The 16,928-nt window shown below is 47.1% G+C and carries 12 protein-coding genes and 1 tRNA gene; 9 read left to right on the top strand and 4 right to left on the bottom strand.

What is annotated here, in order from left to right:
* Window positions 1-230: 230 nt before the first annotated feature.
* The 6 genes from FN831_RS25820 to FN831_RS25795 all read left to right on the top strand — a co-directional run bounded on the left by FN831_RS25820 (window position 231) and on the right by FN831_RS25795 (window position 9,880).
* Window positions 231-3,302 carry a SusC/RagA family TonB-linked outer membrane protein gene (locus FN831_RS25820; protein ID WP_142531105.1) on the top strand — a complete coding sequence of 1,024 codons (3,072 nt, stop codon included), beginning with the start codon at window positions 231-233 and terminating at the stop codon, window positions 3,300-3,302.
* A 90-nt stretch (window positions 3,303-3,392) separates the two neighbouring features.
* Window positions 3,393-4,730 (top strand): RagB/SusD family nutrient uptake outer membrane protein, encoded by a 1,338-nt coding sequence (locus FN831_RS25815; RefSeq protein WP_142531104.1) that lies wholly within the window; start codon window positions 3,393-3,395, stop codon window positions 4,728-4,730.
* A 91-nt stretch (window positions 4,731-4,821) separates the two neighbouring features.
* Window positions 4,822-7,554, top strand: a complete 2,733-nt coding sequence (locus tag FN831_RS25810; RefSeq protein WP_142531103.1) for a M14 family zinc carboxypeptidase — start codon at window positions 4,822-4,824, stop codon at window positions 7,552-7,554.
* Window positions 7,555-7,676: 122 nt separating this feature from the next.
* Window positions 7,677-7,748: transfer RNA gene (locus tag FN831_RS25805), tRNA-Cys, on the top strand.
* Window positions 7,749-7,871: 123 nt separating this feature from the next.
* A complete protein-coding gene (locus FN831_RS25800; RefSeq protein WP_142531102.1) occupies window positions 7,872-8,852 on the top strand; it encodes an ATP-grasp domain-containing protein in 981 nt (326 codons plus the stop codon).
* Entirely contained in the window at window positions 8,849-9,880 is a 1,032-nt protein-coding gene (locus tag FN831_RS25795) for an LLM class flavin-dependent oxidoreductase (RefSeq protein ID WP_142531101.1), read from the top strand. Before FN831_RS25800 ends, FN831_RS25795 begins: the two co-directional genes overlap by 4 nt.
* Before the next feature lie 143 nt (window positions 9,881-10,023).
* On the opposite strand, the gene FN831_RS25790 is transcribed toward FN831_RS25795, so the two are convergent.
* Window positions 10,024-10,626 carry an FMN-dependent NADH-azoreductase gene (locus tag FN831_RS25790; RefSeq protein WP_142531100.1) on the bottom strand — a complete coding sequence of 201 codons (603 nt, stop codon included), beginning with the start codon at window positions 10,624-10,626 and terminating at the stop codon, window positions 10,024-10,026.
* A gap of 184 nt (window positions 10,627-10,810) precedes the next feature.
* Here FN831_RS25790 and FN831_RS25785 point away from each other — a divergent pair, with 184 nt between their 5' ends.
* Together FN831_RS25785 and FN831_RS25780 are read left to right on the top strand one after the other, a co-directional pair.
* On the top strand, window positions 10,811-11,167 hold the full coding sequence (locus FN831_RS25785) for a winged helix-turn-helix transcriptional regulator (protein WP_142531099.1): 357 nt from the start codon (window positions 10,811-10,813) through the stop codon (window positions 11,165-11,167).
* Window positions 11,168-11,241: 74 nt separating this feature from the next.
* Complete coding sequence (locus FN831_RS25780; RefSeq protein WP_142531098.1) at window positions 11,242-12,387, top strand: hypothetical protein; 1,146 nt, start codon at window positions 11,242-11,244, stop codon at window positions 12,385-12,387.
* Window positions 12,388-12,833: 446 nt separating this feature from the next.
* On the opposite strand, the gene FN831_RS25775 is transcribed toward FN831_RS25780, so the two are convergent.
* Window positions 12,834-13,652 (bottom strand): alpha/beta fold hydrolase, encoded by an 819-nt coding sequence (locus FN831_RS25775; protein WP_142531097.1) that lies wholly within the window; start codon window positions 13,650-13,652, stop codon window positions 12,834-12,836.
* A 215-nt stretch (window positions 13,653-13,867) separates the two neighbouring features.
* A complete protein-coding gene (locus tag FN831_RS25770) occupies window positions 13,868-14,542 on the bottom strand; it encodes a DUF6766 family protein (RefSeq protein ID WP_142531096.1) in 675 nt (224 codons plus the stop codon).
* Between the two features lie 227 nt (window positions 14,543-14,769).
* On the opposite strand from FN831_RS25770, the gene FN831_RS25765 reads away from it, so the two are divergent.
* Window positions 14,770-16,062, top strand: a complete 1,293-nt coding sequence (locus FN831_RS25765; RefSeq protein ID WP_142531095.1) for a nucleoside hydrolase-like domain-containing protein — start codon at window positions 14,770-14,772, stop codon at window positions 16,060-16,062.
* A 31-nt stretch (window positions 16,063-16,093) separates the two neighbouring features.
* Here FN831_RS25765 and FN831_RS25760 read toward each other — a convergent pair whose 3' ends face one another.
* Entirely contained in the window at window positions 16,094-16,564 is a 471-nt protein-coding gene (locus tag FN831_RS25760; protein ID WP_142531094.1) for a peroxiredoxin, read from the bottom strand.
* Window positions 16,565-16,928: the final 364 nt, after the last annotated feature.

Below are 16,928 nucleotides of genomic sequence, written 5' to 3'. Positions count from 1 at the left end.
CAGGACATCTACCGAAAACGCGGCAAACTACTCCGCAGTCATTACAAATAATCTTCGTTCAGCAACTTTTGAAATGCCAGCGCTTTGCACGATGTGTAAAAGCATGGGCCTTTAATACCTCCTGATCCGTTCCGGATTCTATAAACAATACCCGCATTCTTTCATTACCAGGCAGCAAATAAACCCGCTGATGGAAATGCTTTGCCCTAAATTTCCTAAACAACAATAAAATGAATCATCTTTACAAAAAAGGGATTTACCTGTTTTTGTGCGTCTTTTGGTCTGCCATAACCTTCGCACAGGTAAACCCGACAATCAAATCGACCCTGAACGGAACTGTTCAGGATCTGACGACCAACCAGCCGCTGCCCGGCGCGGTAGTCAGGATCAAAGGAACAACCCACAGCGTATCAACCGACTCAGAGGGAAAGTTCAGTTTCAGAACCGGTCAGAGTTTCCCCTATGTGCTCATCATTAGCTTTATTGGCTATGAACAAAAGGAACTCACCGTCAACGGAAGCCCCGTGACCATCCGTTTGCAGGAAACCCTGAACCAGCTCAACGATGTGGTCGTAACCGGCTACAGCACACAGGAACGAAAATACATCGCCGGTTCCATCAGCAGTATCAGCGGCTCCACGGTGCAAAACCAGCCTTCCGGCGGCTTCAACCAGTTACTGCAGGGAAAAACAACCGGTGTGCAGGTCACTTCAAACTCGGGTGTTCCCGGAGGAGGGATCACTTTCCGCGTCAGGGGAAATAACTCAATAAATGCGTCCGTAGATCCGCTATATATCATCGATGGGGTTTTTGTGAATAACAGCGACCCCATCACAGCGGGACTGGGCAACCAGGCGGCTTCCAATCCGCTGTCAGACCTGAACCCTTCAGATATCGAGGATATCCAGATCCTGAAAGATGCGAATGCCACGGCAATCTATGGTTCACTTGGTGCCAACGGCGTAATCATTGTAACCACAAAACGCGGAACAAGGAATACCAAAGCGAATATCAACCTGAATACCTTCCAGGGCTGGTCTACCGCTGTAGATAAATTTAAGGTCGCCAGCGGGCCGGAGGTTGCACTGCTGACCAACGAATCACGTATCAATACCGCCAAAGACAATGGGCTTGATCCTTCAACAGTGGTGCTGCCTTTCCCGGATCCGTCAAGCCAGCCGACATACGACCGCATCAGCGGGCTCTTCCGCACGGCAAGAACTGAAAATTACGAGCTTTCTACCCAGGGAGGAACCGACAAAAGTACCTACTACATCAGTCTGGGTTACCTGAACCAGGAATCAATCGTAAAACCTTCGGATTACACAAGATACTCAGGACGCTTAAATTATGATAACTACCTGACAGATAAACTGAAAATCGGGACAAGCATCAACTTTACCCGCTCTGACAGAAACCTCAGCGGAAGTGACAACAACCCGACAGGGGTGATCAACTCGGCACTGTTCCCGCGCTCTTACCTGCCGATTTACAATGCCGATGGTACTTACGCGCGTTACGGAAGTTTCGACAACCACCTGGCACTGATCGAAAACCTGGACAGCAAAGCAACCGGATGGAGGACGATAGGCAATATCTTTGGGGAGTACAACATCCTCCCGGGACTGAAACTGCGCAGCAGCTGGAGCCTTGACAATACGAGTGAATATGATAACAGTTACTCCAACACCCTGATCAGTGCCGGTATTGCCAGCAACGGCTCGGCATCCTCTTCGGAAGTTAAAACCCAGGTGCTCACCAATGAGCAGGTACTGAGTTTTGTGAAAAGCTTAGGTGCGAACAAAAAGCACAATATCAATGCGCTGATCGGGAATACGATTAACACGGTGTTGAACCAGAGTACCACAGCCACCGGAACCGGATTCGCAGCAAACAGCCTGAAGTCGGTCTCGGTAGCAGCAACGCGCTCGGGCTCAGCTTCCCGTGCAGAAACAAAATTGTTATCATTTTTCAGTAAGGCGAGTTATACCTATGACGGAAAATATACGATCGATGGAAGTATCCGTGCAGATGGTTCCTCGAAATTCGGGACAAACAAACGCTGGGGCTATTTCCCTTCGGGAGGGGTAGCATGGCGCTTAAGCCAGGAAGATTTTATCAAAGACCTGAACTTCTTTAACGAGCTAAAACTCCGTGCAAGTTTGGGACTTTCGGGTAACCAGAATGGGATCGGCGCTTATGCCGCACAGGGCTTATGGTCTTCGGGTGCAAACTACCTGGAGCAACCGGGCATCGCGCCAACGCAGCTGATCAACCCAGACCTGACCTGGGAAACCACACGCCAGTTTAACGTAGGTACGGATTTCAGTATCCTGAAAAACCGCCTGAGTATCACAGCAGATTATTACAACAAATATACCTACGACCTGCTGCTGAATGTACCGGTTCCATACCGCTCTGGATTTGCGTCGTACCTGCAGAATTATGGTGCCGTACGGAACAAGGGATTTGAGCTGGGCATCAACTCCACAAACATCGAGACTGATGCCTTTCAGTGGACTACAAATTTCAATATCTCCTTCAATAAGAACAAGATTGAGAAACTGGCCTCTGATATCAGTTTAGGTGCTTCGGGCAGAAATATCTCGATCCTGAGACAAGGCTACTCGGTCAATTCTTTCCAGTTATACAAACAGTTATATGTAGATCCCCAGACCGGAAACGCAGTATATGACGATGTGAACAAAGATGGAATTATTACTTCGGCCGACCGCCAGATTGTGGGCAATGCGCTGCCGAAATACACAGGTGGACTTACTAATAATTTCACTTACAAAGGTTTCGACTTCAGCTTTTTCTTCTACTTCCAGCAAGGGAACAAGATCATGAATATGAACGATTTCTTTATGGTGCATGGCGGAACGCAGGCCAACATCGGCTTTCTGCCAAGACAGCTGGAAAGATGGCAGAACCCGGGTGATGTCACTGATATCCCAAGGCTGACGACATACAGCGCTAACCCTACGCAGAACGGTGGTGCGGCCAACAACTACGGCGGTAACGTAGCGAGCCTTTCTTCGCGTTACCTGGAGGACGGATCGTTCATCAGGTTAAAAGCACTGACCCTGAGTTATTCGCTGCCGAAAGATGTGTTGGGCAGGATCGGGGTAAGTAAACTAAGGATTTATGTACAGGGAACAAACCTGCTGACTTTCACCAAATACGGCGGACTGGATCCGGAAGTGAGTTCTCAGTCGAACAACCAGAATACCGTGGGTTACGACTGGGCGACCGTGCCTCAGCCAAAGACCATTCAAGTTGGTGCAAACGTCACATTTTAAAATGGTAAAGATGAAGCGCAATTGAATAAAATGAAGACACTGGGCTGCATAAACAACCGTGCTTTCTCTCACAATTAAAATCTAAAAGACATGAACAAATTATATATAAGAAACGCAGTGCTGCTGGCCTTTATCCTGCTCTCGGCTTCTTGCAAGAAATACCTGGAAGAAGTGCCGGATAATTCACTTCCCACCGAAAGCTCCATCACGGATGCAAGTACCGCCAGGGCGGCAATCATTGGCGCCTTCGACCGCGTGCAGGGATATTACGCTTCGAATTATCCAACTTTAGGAACGATCACTACAGATAATGTGATCTTCAACGGCACGCTGAGCGAATACCTGCAGCTGGATCAGAATGCGATCCCTACGGACAACGTGATTACTGTTGCGGCTTATCAGAATATCTATAGGACAATCAATTCCGCCAATAGCGTAATTGCTGCCGTTCCGGGCGTGGCCGATCCATTGCTGACTACCGCAGAGCGGAACAAGATCCTCGGCGAGGCGTATTTTATCCGCGCGCTCTCGTATTTTGATCTTGGCAGAGGCTGGGGAGGCGTACAGCTGCAACTGAAACCTACAACCGACCTGAATGTCCTGAAAGGCATCAAACGCAGTACCCTTGATCAGACTTATGATCAGGTGCTTGCCGATCTCATACAGGCCGAACAATTGTTGCCAGAGGATGCAACGGTAAGAAACCGCGCACAGAAAAGCGCGGCAAGGGCACTGCGTGCTAGGTTGCACCTGTACCGTAAACAATGGGCGGATGCAGAAACCTACGCAGGCCAGGTGATCAGCAATACGAAATATACACTAGTAAAACCTTACAAATCGTTCTTTACCGCGCCATTCCAAACTTCTGAATCTGTACTGGAACTGGCGTATTCTGCGAATGACAGAAATACGTACTGGAACCTTTGGTATCCAAGTTCTGCAGGTGGACAGTTTACCCTGAAACCTTCCGATGCGCTGGTAGCCAAACTGAACAATCCTGCCATCGGCGGAAGCAGAAATACGCTGATCGCAGGAAGCGGCACAACGGTTTATGGCGTGCTTTACAATACCACAGCAACAAGCGTCGATCCATCTTACCTGATCCGCATTGCGGAATTATACCTGATCCGCGCCGAAGCGAGGGCGCAGCAAAATAAACTGACGGAAGCTGCCGCAGATCTGAATGCGGTAAGGGCAAGGGCCGATGTACCGGCAAGCACGGCAACTACCCAGTCGGGCTTGCTGCAGGCGATAGAGGATGAAAATGGGATTGAGTTTGCCTTTGAGGCGCACCGCTGGTTTGACCTGGTAAGGACGGAAAGGGCAGGCGCCGTCCTCGGTATCACCAACAGGAATTACTGGCTGTTCCCGATCCCTTATTCTGATGTACAGTCGGATCCGGATGTGGTGCAGAACCCAGGGTACTAATTCAGATGAGTTAAAACGACAGCCATAAGCATGATAACCCAGTTATCAGCAAAAGGGTTAAAAAAAACTGAAACAAATTAAAACGATAAACATGAAGCAATTTGTCAAAATAACAAAGCTCCTTACTGTACTCAGCATTTTCTGGATACAGCAGGCAGCAGCACAGAACAACTATTTCTTTCCGAAAGCAACTTCGCTGGATGCAAAAATTCCCACGCCCGAACAGTTTCTAGGTTACCCTATCGGGACATATTATACAAGGATAGACCAGGTGGCAGCCTATTTCCGTCAGCTGGAAAAGGTCTCTGACCGTGTCCACGTGCAAAGCATAGGAAAAACTTATGAGCAGCGTGAGCAGATCATTGTAACGATCACTGCGCCCTCAAATTACGCAAAACTGGAACAGATCAGACAGGAACATTTAACACAGGTTGATCCTGCGAAACCGGTACTGAGCCCCTCTGCACCAATCATCATCCACTTAGGTTATGGCGTGCACGGAAACGAAACCTCAAGTACTGAAACAAGTTTGCTGACAGGTTATTATCTTGCTGCAAGCAATGATGCAGAAACACAAAAATGGCTTTCTGAGTCGGTAATCTTTATCGATCCTGCGCTAAACCCTGACGGCAGGGACAGGGCGGCCAACTGGCATAATGCATATCATTCATTCCCTGCAGTAGGCGATCCGGTAGATAAGGAACATCAGGAAGCCTGGCCAAACGGAAGGACAAACCATTACTTTACCGACCTTAACCGCGACTGGCTAAACCTGGTGCAGGTGGAAAGCCGTAACCGCCTGGCTTTCTTCCATCAATGGTACCCGAATGTGCAGATCGATTTTCATGAGCAGGGCGCCAACGCGACGTATTATTTTGAGCCTACACCAAAGAGCCATGAAAGCCCGATTATCCCGCAGTTCCTGTATGATTTCCAGGTGATCCTGGCGAAGTATCATGCAAAAGCACTGGATGATATTGGTTCTCTGTACTTCACCAAAGAGAACTATGATAACCTGTCGCCGATTTATGGCTCTACTTACCCAAAATTTTTCGGATCAGTGGCAGCTACTTTTGAGCAGGCGAGTTCCCGGGGCATCCTGCAGGAATCAAGCAACGGGCCGCTGACTTTTGCTTTCACGATCCGCAATCACCTCGCAACAAGCTTCTCTACGATCAGGGGTGCTGTTGAAGAAAAATCCGGCTTGTTTAAAGTGCAGAAAGACTTTTTTAAATACGCGCTGGCACAAGGACAAAAGAACCCGGCAAAAGGTTTTGTGTTCGGGGACAGCAATGATATCAACCTGACGCAGAAGTTTCTGGGGCTGCTATTGCAACATCATGTAGAGGTCTATGAAGTCCAGGATAAGCTGACGCAGGAAGGAAAGACTTTTGAAAAAGGCAAGTCTTATATCGTTCCTTCGGCACAGCCAAACTTCCTGATCGTGCATTCGATCTTTGAAGAAAATGCGCTGAAAGACAGCATCTTTTATGACAATACGGGATGGAGTATCGTGCATGCCTACGGATTGAAATATGCGAAACTGAATACTGCTTTTGCAAAAGGGGCCACCGTAAAAAGTTTGCCTGCGGAAACTGGCAGGTTGACAGGAGCGCAATCGGCCTATGCCTACCTGATCAACTCTGCGGATTATAACTTTACCAAAGCGCTGTACCAGCTGCAGCTGAAGAAAGTATTCGTAAAAACTGCGTTCAAACCCTTCGCGGTAAGCGTAGGGTCTGCTAGTGTTACTTCAGGAGATTTCGGTGCCGCGGGTTCTGCTGGCAGTAACTCAGCTGTTGGCAATGCGAAAAGCACTGGCAATAGCAGTTCTTCAAAAAAATCTTACCTGCCGGGCTCGCTGGTGATCCCTGTAGTGGGACAAAGCCTTTCCCCGGATTCACTTTATGCAGCATTGAAAAGTGTGGCAGTATCGGCCAATGTAGAAATCCTGCCGGTATCTACCGGCTTTAGTGCAGAAGGAATCGACCTCGGCAGTAACAACATCAGGGGCCTCCGCAAACCTGAAGTTGCCCTGGCATTTGGCCAGGGGGTAACGGCTTCAGAAGCTGGCCAGGTTTGGTTCCTGCTGAACCAGCAGTTAAACCTTCCGGTAAGCAAAATTGATCTGCAAAGTTTTGCAAGAGCACCGTTAAACCGTTACAATGTACTGGTGCTGCCGGGCGGGACCTACACAGAATGGGACAAAGCTACTGTAGACAAAATCAAAAACTGGGTAAACGAGGGCGGAACGCTGATTACTTTTCAGACCGCAACAGCATGGGCAGTGAAACAGGGTATCGTGCAGGAGAAGCTTTCAGAAACGGATAATTTTGCCAGAAGAGGAGAAACTCCGCCGGCAGCACCAGTTGAAAAAACCAAATCTGCTGATTCTGCTGCCAAATCAGCCAAACCTGTAAGGGATCGGCTGGATTATGCAAGACAGGAAGATGTGGAAGGTTCCAAAAGGATCAATGGCGCAATCTTCCAGGCGGATCTTGATATTACGCACCCAATCGCTTTTGGCGTCACCTCGCGCAAGCTGTTCATCAACAAAAACGGCCCTACCTTACTGCTGCCAAGTGCCAATAAATACGCAACAGTAGCGCAGTATTCGGCAAAGCCATTTATCAATGGATACTCTTCCAAAGCGAACATTGGCAAAGTGGCTAACTCAGCAGCGATCATTGCCACCACAAGCGGTAGCGGGGAGGTGATCCTTTTTGCGGATGATCCTACCTACAGGGGCTACTGGCTGGGAACGGGGCGTCTGTTCCTGAATGCGATATTTTTCGGAAATCTGTTAAACACGGGATACAGATAATCAAGGCAGCGCACACAGGTAAATAACAATCCAATCAAAAGGTCACAGATCAAACAACAAATTCTGTAGATCAATATAAGTGCAGAAGGTAGATGAAAAGAACCTTCTGCATTTTAAAATCAGGCGGAGTGGCTGAGTGGTCAGGCGGGGGTCTGCAAAACCTTTTACGGCGGTTCGATTCCGCCCTCACGCCTCCGGACGCAGCGATCTGGAGATAATGATCTGTTATGTTGTCAGATACATCAAATAATAAGTATCAAAATTCATTTTTTAATTAAAGTATAGTAAATTAGTATATAAAAATAGATCTCAAAATTATGAGTGCAATAGCTATATCATACGAACAGCCGGATTGGTTTAAACCGCTCTTTGCAGAGCTGGAGAAACGCGGAATTGCTTTCCAGACGACCAATCCGACGGCACATTATTTCGCCATAGACGGCGCAAAACCTTCCTTCGATCTTTTCTTTAACCGGATGAGCCCTTCGGCTTATCTGAGAGAAGGAATACAGGGGACATTCTACACGTTAAACTACCTGAAGTTTCTGGAAGAACATGGCATCCGTGTAATCAACGGCTACAAAGCTTTCACTTACGAAACATCAAAGGCCCTGCAATTACTATTACTTGAAAAACTACACATCCGCTACCCGAAATCACGGGTAGTGAACCATGTCTCACAAATCGAAAAGGCGGCGGAGGGGCTTCGGTTCCCGATCGTGATCAAAGCAAATATTGGCGGCAGTGGCGCGGGAATAGAGAAGTTTGATTCCATTGAGGCAGTCAGGCAATCGATCTCGGATCATGCTGTTGATTTTGGAATAGACCATACTGCGCTGGTGCAGGAGTTTATCCCGGCCAGGGGCGGATATATTACCCGTGTGGAAACACTTGGCGGCAAATATCTGTATGCTATCAGAGTCTATACCAATGGTGACAGTTTCAACTTATGCCCCGCAGATATCTGCCAGACAACGGGCGGACAGGAACTGGTACGCAACGCCTGTGCGGTAGATGCGCCTAAAAATGGCCTGAGGGTCGAGGCTTTCACCCCTTCCGCAGAGATCATCGCCAACATTGAAAAGATCGTGCAGGAAAGCGGCATTGATGTGGGCGGTATCGAATATATTATTGACGACCGTGATGGCGAAGTCTTATACTATGATGTAAATGCCTTATCAAATTTTGTAGCCGATGCCGTCAATGTGATCGGTTTTAATCCGCATGAAAGGCTGGTAGATTTCCTGGAAGAGGAACTGGAAAAGGCCAGGGGCATCAAAACAAGCTATGCGGTATGAGGTATGGATATTGGTTGCCCGTCTTCGGAGGATGGCTCCGGAACGTTGAAGACGAACATATGCAGCCCACATGGGATTATGTAAAGCGCCTTGCTATCCGCAGTGAAGAAATTGGTTTTGATCTTGCACTTATCGCGGAGCTGAACCTCAATGACATCAAAGGAGAACATGCGCCCTCACTGGACGCCTGGTCTACCGCCGCGGCGCTGGCTGCGGTGACCAGCAAACAGGAACTGATGGTGGCAGTGAGGCCTACCTTTCACAATCCGGCATTGCTGGCCAAGCAAGCGGCAAATATCGACCACATCAGTGGCGGAAGATTGTCGTTGAACCTGGTGTCTTCCTGGTGGAAAGACGAAGCTGAAAAATATGGGGTAAACTTTGAACTGCATGACGATCGGTATGCACGTTCTGCAGAATGGCTGGAGGTGCTCGACAATGTCTGGAAAAAAGATAATTACAGCTTTGACGGAAAGTATTACAAGGTAAAGGAGAACATCCTGCAGCCCAAACCGCTTTCCTCGCCCCGTCCGCCGATTTATGCAGGCGGGGAGTCTGACGCCGCAAAAGACCTGATTTCATCCACATGTGATGGTTACGTGATGCATGGGGATTCTCCGGAGCTGATTGCCCGACGCATCAACGACCTTTCGGAACGGAGGGATAAAAAAGGCCTGCCTCCAATGCAGTTTGGCGTTGCAGCCTACAGTATTATCCGCAACAGCGAAGCTGAAGTGAAAAAAGAACTGGACAGGATCACCAATGTGCAGGAGGGAAGCTCCGGATACAAGAACTATCAGCAATGGATCTCGGGAACGCAGCTGGAACAGCAGGTATCGTTGTATGATTATTCGGTGTCTAACCGTGGCCTGAGAAGCGGACTGGTCGGGACGCCCGCACAGGTGCAGGACCAGATTGGTGAGTTTGAAAAGGTTGGCGTAAACTTCTTCTTATTGCAGTGCAGTCCGCAACTGGAAGAAATGGAGCGTTTCGCAGATACGATCATCAGGGCTGAAAAAGTAGTTTAAAATCCAGGTTGCTACTATCAGTAAAAGTAGCATGAAAAGGACTGAAGTTCCCCGGAAATGCAAGGTATGAAGAAGCAGAAAGGCGGGAGGGGCATCATCTGATACCTGTCCCGCCTTTCAGAAAGAGTTGTAATGCAGTATGCTTAGTCGATAACGATGCTGCTTAAACCTTTTTCAACCGCAGATTCAGCAATTTCAGCAACGTTTGTTCCTTCGATTCTGAAAACACTTACGTCTGTCAGTCCCTGGAAACCAAGGATTGTTTTCAGGTAAGGCACTACGAAGTCGTACGACTGCATCGGCCCTTCGGAATAGATACCCCCTGAAGACATCGCGATATACACCTTTTTGTCGGTGATCAGGCCGCGTGGCCCATTTTGATCGTAATCAAAGGTTTTGCCTTTACGTACGATATGATCGATCCATGCTTTTAGTGCAGAGTGGATACCAAAGTTATAAAGCGGCGCACCGATTACAATAATATCGGCATCAAAGATCTGGGCAAGTGCTTCGTCAGAATGTTGGATAGCGATTTTGTTTTCAGGGCTGTGCTGCTCTTCAGGCGTGTAGAATGAAGTGATGTGTGATTCTTCCAGATGAGGGAAGTGTTGGGTCACCAGGTTTCTTTCTGTAACTGTACTGCCCGGATAAGTTTCCTTGATCTTGTCGATAATGGCATGACCAAGTTTAATGCTGAATGAGGCCGCGCCTCTTGGGCTTGAAATGATGTGAAGTATCTTTTTCATAATGATTCTTATAATGGAACCTGCCTGGAATTAACCATCAATAACCCTAAGGGTAATTTCAGGCAGGTTCATTTTTTGTAAATTTTAGTTCGGGCAATATTACGTATATTTGCTAATGTATTATTAGTACTATACAAAAGGTTAGTGGTAACCTTTTGTATAGTTTACTGTAAATCAGTTTATTATGAGTACTCACGTGATAAAGGATCATTCAGAATGTAAAGGTGCCCTCAATAACATGGGCGACGCGCTGTATGTCATCGGCGGTAAATGGAAGCTGAGAGTGATTATCGCCATGCGTCAGGGCTATTCCCGTTTTAATGATATACAGCGGGCGCTGGAAGGAATATCTGCCAGGGTATTGTCCAATGAACTGAAGGAACTTGAGCTTAATGGATTCGTTACGAGAACTGTACATACAGGTACTCCGGTAATCGTAGAGTACAAGATTACCGAATATGCAGATACACTGGATGAAGTGCTCACTGCGTTGGAAAACTGGGGCGCAATGCACCGCGATAAGCTGCGCAGGGAGAGATAAAAATTAAGTCTACTGACCTGGTAGATTTTATTTCGCTTTCTTATCTTTGGATTGTCACCCATATTCTTTACCGTATGACGATCCCTAGCGCAGTACCTGTCAAAGCTTTAGTTTTTGCCCTTATCCTATTATCCGGTGCTACGTCCTTCGCCCAGGAAGCTGAGCATGGGCAATATCTCTCTGCAATTCCTGCTGATTCAGGGATCAGGAAGATTGCTGTGACCCATGTTACGGCATCAGCAGGCAGGGCCGGATCTGCAGCTGCGATGTCGATCTCCAGGGAACACGACAGGCTGATGAATTACCTGGAAGTGCTTGAGATGCCAGGGAAAGATGCGGGTATCACGGGGAAGGACACCGGTTTACCCCTGGACCAGCGTAAAACAGGCAAAAAATTCTATTACCATTTGGCCAATGTTTTTGCGCGGCTAAGACTGTATCCGCTGGCGATGAAATGTTATTTTAAAGCCAGCAGGCCTAATCCGAATACAGTTGACAGTTTATCTGTCCCGTCCGACAGCCTGAAAACTATACAATATGCAGCTTTGCAGGTCAGCTCAAAAGATGATTCTATTGTCGGAACGGCCGCGATGACGATGCGGGAGAAGCTCACTGACAAGAAAAAACGGCGCAGTAAGAGAAGCCGCCCGACCAGCTTTCCGCAGATCATCAGCAATTTTAATGACGGGAAAACAGCCGTTGCCTATGCTTTGCTCTTTCACGTCAAACAGCCGGCTCCCGGGAGAGCAAAAATATTTGTTGGCGTCAATACCGGGCATACCTTTATCACCCTGATCAAATACAATACAGATTCTACCTATTCTTCGGCTTCGTTCGGTTTTTATCCTGATAAAGACCAGCTGCTTTCTGCTACACCAATTTCGCCCACTACCTCTGCAACGTTTAAGGACGATGCCGGACATCTATGGGATGAAGTGCTCGGCAAATTTATCTCCCGGCGTAACTTTGAGAATATCCTGGTGCTAACCCAAAAATTTGAGGGAATGACCTACAATCTGAATCAGCAAAACTGTACTGATTTTGGTTTGCAGGCGGCCCGCCTTGCCGGTATCGGAATCACAGATACCTTTGGGAAATGGCCATTTGGCAAAGGCAATAATCCGGCAGTTACCGGGCAGAGCATTTTGAACGGCAAGATCAGCAATGCAACTACTGGGGAAGAGCTCTTTTTTGATCAGACTGTGACTGCAGGCCATTAACTGGTTTTTTCCTCGTGTTCACTGTAAGAAACCTGCGAATAAAAAAATAGGCTGTATTATGAAATTGAGCCTCTGAGAATTGAATATTTGAAAATGCTCCCTTAGGGGGATACAAGTAAAAATAGCAAAAAAGGGGCTGTATCGTTGATGATATTGAGGCGCTGAGAATTGGATAACTGAAAGTGCTCCCTTAGGGGGTACAAGTAAAGCTAGCAAAAAAGAGGCTGTATCATTGATGATATTGAGGCGCTGAGAATTGAATATTTGAAAGTGCTCCTTTAGGGGGGACTAGTCAAGATAACAAAAAAGAGGCTGTATCATTGATGATATTGAGGCTCTGAGAATTGAATATTTGAAAGTGCTCCTTTGGGGGGGGGCAGGAAAAAATAGCAAAAAAGAGGCTGTATCAGCCTCTTTTGATATACGTTAGGTAATAACAGTAAATTTTATGATTGGATAAACGCCAGCAGATCAGCATTAATGGTTGCTGCTTCTGTAGTTGGCATCCCGTGCGGGAATCCCGGATAAGAGATCAGCTTGCCATTTTTCAGGAGCTTCACCGCTTTGGCGCCCGAAATCGGGAAAGGAACTACCTGGTCGTCCTCGCCATGAAGTACAAGGACCGGAATATCTACGCTTTGAAGATCTTCAGTAAAATCGGTTTCAGAGAAGGCTTTGATACCGTCATAATGTGCTTTTATTCCGCCCATCATTCCCTGGCGCCACCAGTTATCGCGTACGCCCTGTGAGATTGTCGCTCCTTCACGATTGTATCCGTAAAAAGGCAAAGTAAAATCTGCAAAGAACTGCGGACGGTTGGTTGCCGTATTCAGACGGATTTCGTCAAACACAGAAACAGGAACACCTTCAGGATTCGTATCGCTTTGCACCATGATCGGTGTAACGGCACTCACCAGTACAACTTTCGCCACACGGTCTTTACCATATTTGGCTGCATAGTGGATGGCTTCGCCACCGCCAGTGGAGTGACCAACATGAATTGCATCTTTCAGGTCCAGCGCAGCTGTCAACTCGGCAACATCTGATGCATAGGTGTCCATGTCATGTCCTTCAGAACCCTGGCTTGATCGGCCGTGACCGCGGCGGTCGTGCGCAATCACTCTGTAACCTTTTTCCAGGAAAAACATCATTTGTCCATCCCAGTCATCGCTGGATAACGGCCAGCCGTGGTGAAATACGATCGGTTGTCCTGTTCCCCAATCCTTGTAATAAATTTCGGTACCGTCTTTTACTGTAATTTTCATGTCTCTGCTAATTATATGTTTTCATCTGAAAAATTTGTTACTTATTGAACGCTTTATTGTTAACGATTAATATGCCAATTCTTTAAGGTGTTCTTTGTCAGAAATTTAAACGGAAATAACTTTTTTTAATCTGACGATATCCCGTGAATTTACGAAATTCCCGGTATGATATATCGTGCTTAGCAATTCTGTAGAAAAGATTATAGTGGTAGGTGTTATTTGCCTGTTTCCATATCAGGGGCATCAACAGGTTTGGATTCAGGAGAGCCTTTCTGGCGCAGAAATATCGTGAAGAATACGATGGAAGCTACAGACAGGAATTCGCTCTGCCAGTTCTGGAAGGTTTCGAACCAGAATTCGGCCTGCCCGAGGTACTGTTTGACGGTATCTGTTGGCAAATGCTTCGCCAGCTGTTCCACATTATGGTTTTGCCAGCTTCCGTAAAGGTGCAAAGCCCAGCTGGCAAAGAAAAGAATCCCAAAACAGATCGCGAGGGAATTGCTGTATAGAACGAGTATCCAGCCGCCTTTGCGAACAGGCCAGGGGGCACCGGGAGCAATCACAGGTTCACGGTCGACCTCCTCAGGCTCGTCAAGTTTTTTGGATTCGGCAGAACCGATCTGCCGCAGGGAAACGGTCAGCACCACGTACAGCGCCATTTGAAGGAACTCACTTTCGAAGTTCTCAAAGGTGGCCGAAATGAAATGGCCGCTTTGCAGGTAGGTTGCGAGGCTGATCTCTTTTGCGTGGTCATCTTTAAGATCCTGGTTATGTGTCTTCCAGCCTGTCAGTGCCTGTGCAAATAGGGTGACGATAAATAATAGGAGAAAAACGATGGTCAGGGCATTTCTGTAGAAGAAAGAATGTTTGTTCACCTGGGTTTTGTTCATAATTGGGAGGGATTTGCTTGTTGGTTTTGTTTATGAAGATATCAATTTGAGTAGGTTCAAACAACACCCGGGCACAAAGGTTTTGGATTTTGTGCCTGGTTATCGATCTGAATTTCAACTGAATATTGCTGTTCCTGCAAACGTTTGCGCAGATATAATGGCTGATGCTGGAAGAAAAGCGGCAGAAAGTCCGTAAGATTGCTTAACCAGGTATATCAGCAACAACTATGTATAAACTGATTTGTCTTCTTTCTTTAGGTTTGCTTTCCTTCAAACTGATGGCGCAAAGGCCTGTACCTGTTAAACCCAGAGTGCTGATCAGCACGGATATTGGCGGAGCGGACCCCGACGACAACCAGTCAATGGCGCATTTGCTGATGTACAATAACTTATTCAAACTCGAAGGACTGGTCTCTTCTCCCTCATATGGTAACGGAAGCAAGGCAGAGATTTTGCGGATGATCGGCCTTTACGAGAAAGACCTGCCCAAACTTCAGCAGCATATCAAAGATTGCGCATCGCCCGATGAACTGAGGGCAATTACCAAACAGGGCGTACATGGTGCGGCCCCCTTTAGAGGCTACAGGAAACCCTCGGAGGGATCCGACTGGATCATCAGATGTGCGAAAAAAGAAAGCAGCCAGCCACTCTGGGTACTGGTTTGGGGCGGACTGGAAGACGTAGCTCAGGCACTACACGACGCCCCTGAAATCCGGCACAAGATCAGGGTGTATTTTATCGGTGGGCCAAACAAAAAATGGAGCGCAAACAGTTACGCATATATCGCCTCGAACTTCCCGGACCTGTGGTTGATCGAGTCGAACTCCTCTTATTATGGTTTCTTTTCCACGAATAATGTGCCTGATAGCCTGAGCAGTAAAAATTACTATAAAAACTACATCCGCGAAGCGGGGTATTTGGGTAAGGACTATAAGAATAACCATTATCAGGGCAGGGTGAAAATGGGAGACACACCTTCACTGCTGTACATGATGGATGGCGATCCGCAGGATCCAACCAGGGGAAACTGGGGCGGGAGCTACGAGAAATTCAGTAGCAGTCCAAGGATCGTGTTTAACCGCAACACTACCATTGCCGATACGCTAACGGTATATTCTATTGTAGAATTTCACTTCAAAGGACCTTTACTAAACATTCCCTCAGACTCTGTCTGTTTTACGATGACTGTGCAGGCTGAGATTGGCGAGCAGAAATGGGACGGATATTATCTTGGCAAGGGTGATTACGTGATCAGGTACTCGCCGAAGAGAACAGAAACGCTGACTTACAAGGTGACCTCTCAGATACCGGGTTTCAGGGAGCAGTCGGGCATGTTTGTAGTAGATAATATCTGGCCGGGTAAAGCACGGGCTACAAATTACCGGCTAGGCAAGAACTGGTATACCGACCGCAAAGACCCGCAATTATTTGATGGGATTTGGCAAGGCGGAGAGACAGTCCGTAAGTGGCGGAGCGAAGTGTTACTGGATTGGGCAAAACGCTGGGAGTATCTGAGATAATCTTATACCCCTTGGTAGCCAGGTAGGGTTATTAAACCCTGACCTTTTGTGACTGCAGATATTCAATCGTTTCCTCAACATGTGCATTGCCGTTCAACAATCCACGATATCGGAACTTCACTTTTCCTGACTCATCGATTACAAAAGTTTCTCTTCCGGTGAGGAACAGGAAATTCTTGATTCCGAACAGTTTCAGGACTTTATTTTCAGGATCGCTCAGCAAAGTGAAGTTGAGATTGTGATGCTGCGCGAAGGCTTTGTGGCTTTCTGCAGAACCGGAATTGATACCGATTACGATGGCTCCCGCTTCTTCAAAATACTGATAACTGTCCCTGAAGGCACAAGCCTCTTTGGTGCAGACGGCACTTTCATCTTTTGGGTAGAAAAATATAATCATCTTCTTTTTGCCGATATAGTCTCTGATCGCAAAATTTTCTCCGTTTTGATCTTTGAGGGTAAAGTGCGGTACTTGATCGCCGACTTCAATTTTTGAATTTTCCATTTTTGTGGGTGCTTTATTTTTTCGTTCGCAGACTAATCAACGAAGATATGCATTGTCACCTGATGCAAAGCATCGGGAAATTTATTATGCATCCTCCTTGATTGTGTTGCTGATACAAATTTCGGCATCCCGTGCCGGATTGATCTTAACCTAAGTTAAAATCGTCTGCTTTCTTATCCCGGGTATAATACCTGGCTTTTCAGTCTATTGCTCTTTGATGCGTGGTGTAGCTTTCTTCTTTTCCTTGGTGTAGTTCTCGTCTTTTCCTTGGTATAGTTCTCGTCTTTTCCTTGCTATAGTTCTAATCTTAATCCTGGTCTGGTCCTTGTCTTAATCGTTTTGTGGTCCAGTTCCTTTAATAATT

The organism is Pedobacter westerhofensis, from assembly GCF_900182595.1.
Taxonomy (GTDB): domain Bacteria; phylum Bacteroidota; class Bacteroidia; order Sphingobacteriales; family Sphingobacteriaceae; genus Pedobacter; species Pedobacter westerhofensis.
This window is presented reverse-complemented; position numbering and strand designations above follow the sequence as displayed.

Coding starts and splice junctions, on each gene's coding strand:
- FN831_RS25820 (WP_142531105.1), top strand. CDS start 231: ATGAATCATCTTTACAAAAAAGGGATTTACCTGTTTTTGTGCGTCTTT.
- FN831_RS25815 (WP_142531104.1), top strand. CDS start 3,393: ATGAACAAATTATATATAAGAAACGCAGTGCTGCTGGCCTTTATCCTG.
- FN831_RS25810 (WP_142531103.1), top strand. CDS start 4,822: ATGAAGCAATTTGTCAAAATAACAAAGCTCCTTACTGTACTCAGCATT.
- FN831_RS25800 (WP_142531102.1), top strand. CDS start 7,872: ATGAGTGCAATAGCTATATCATACGAACAGCCGGATTGGTTTAAACCG.
- FN831_RS25795 (WP_142531101.1), top strand. CDS start 8,849: ATGAGGTATGGATATTGGTTGCCCGTCTTCGGAGGATGGCTCCGGAAC.
- FN831_RS25790 (WP_142531100.1), bottom strand. CDS start 10,626: ATGAAAAAGATACTTCACATCATTTCAAGCCCAAGAGGCGCGGCCTCA.
- FN831_RS25785 (WP_142531099.1), top strand. CDS start 10,811: ATGAGTACTCACGTGATAAAGGATCATTCAGAATGTAAAGGTGCCCTC.
- FN831_RS25780 (WP_142531098.1), top strand. CDS start 11,242: ATGACGATCCCTAGCGCAGTACCTGTCAAAGCTTTAGTTTTTGCCCTT.
- FN831_RS25775 (WP_142531097.1), bottom strand. CDS start 13,652: ATGAAAATTACAGTAAAAGACGGTACCGAAATTTATTACAAGGATTGG.
- FN831_RS25770 (WP_142531096.1), bottom strand. CDS start 14,542: ATGAACAAAACCCAGGTGAACAAACATTCTTTCTTCTACAGAAATGCC.
- FN831_RS25765 (WP_142531095.1), top strand. CDS start 14,770: ATGTATAAACTGATTTGTCTTCTTTCTTTAGGTTTGCTTTCCTTCAAA.
- FN831_RS25760 (WP_142531094.1), bottom strand. CDS start 16,564: ATGGAAAATTCAAAAATTGAAGTCGGCGATCAAGTACCGCACTTTACC.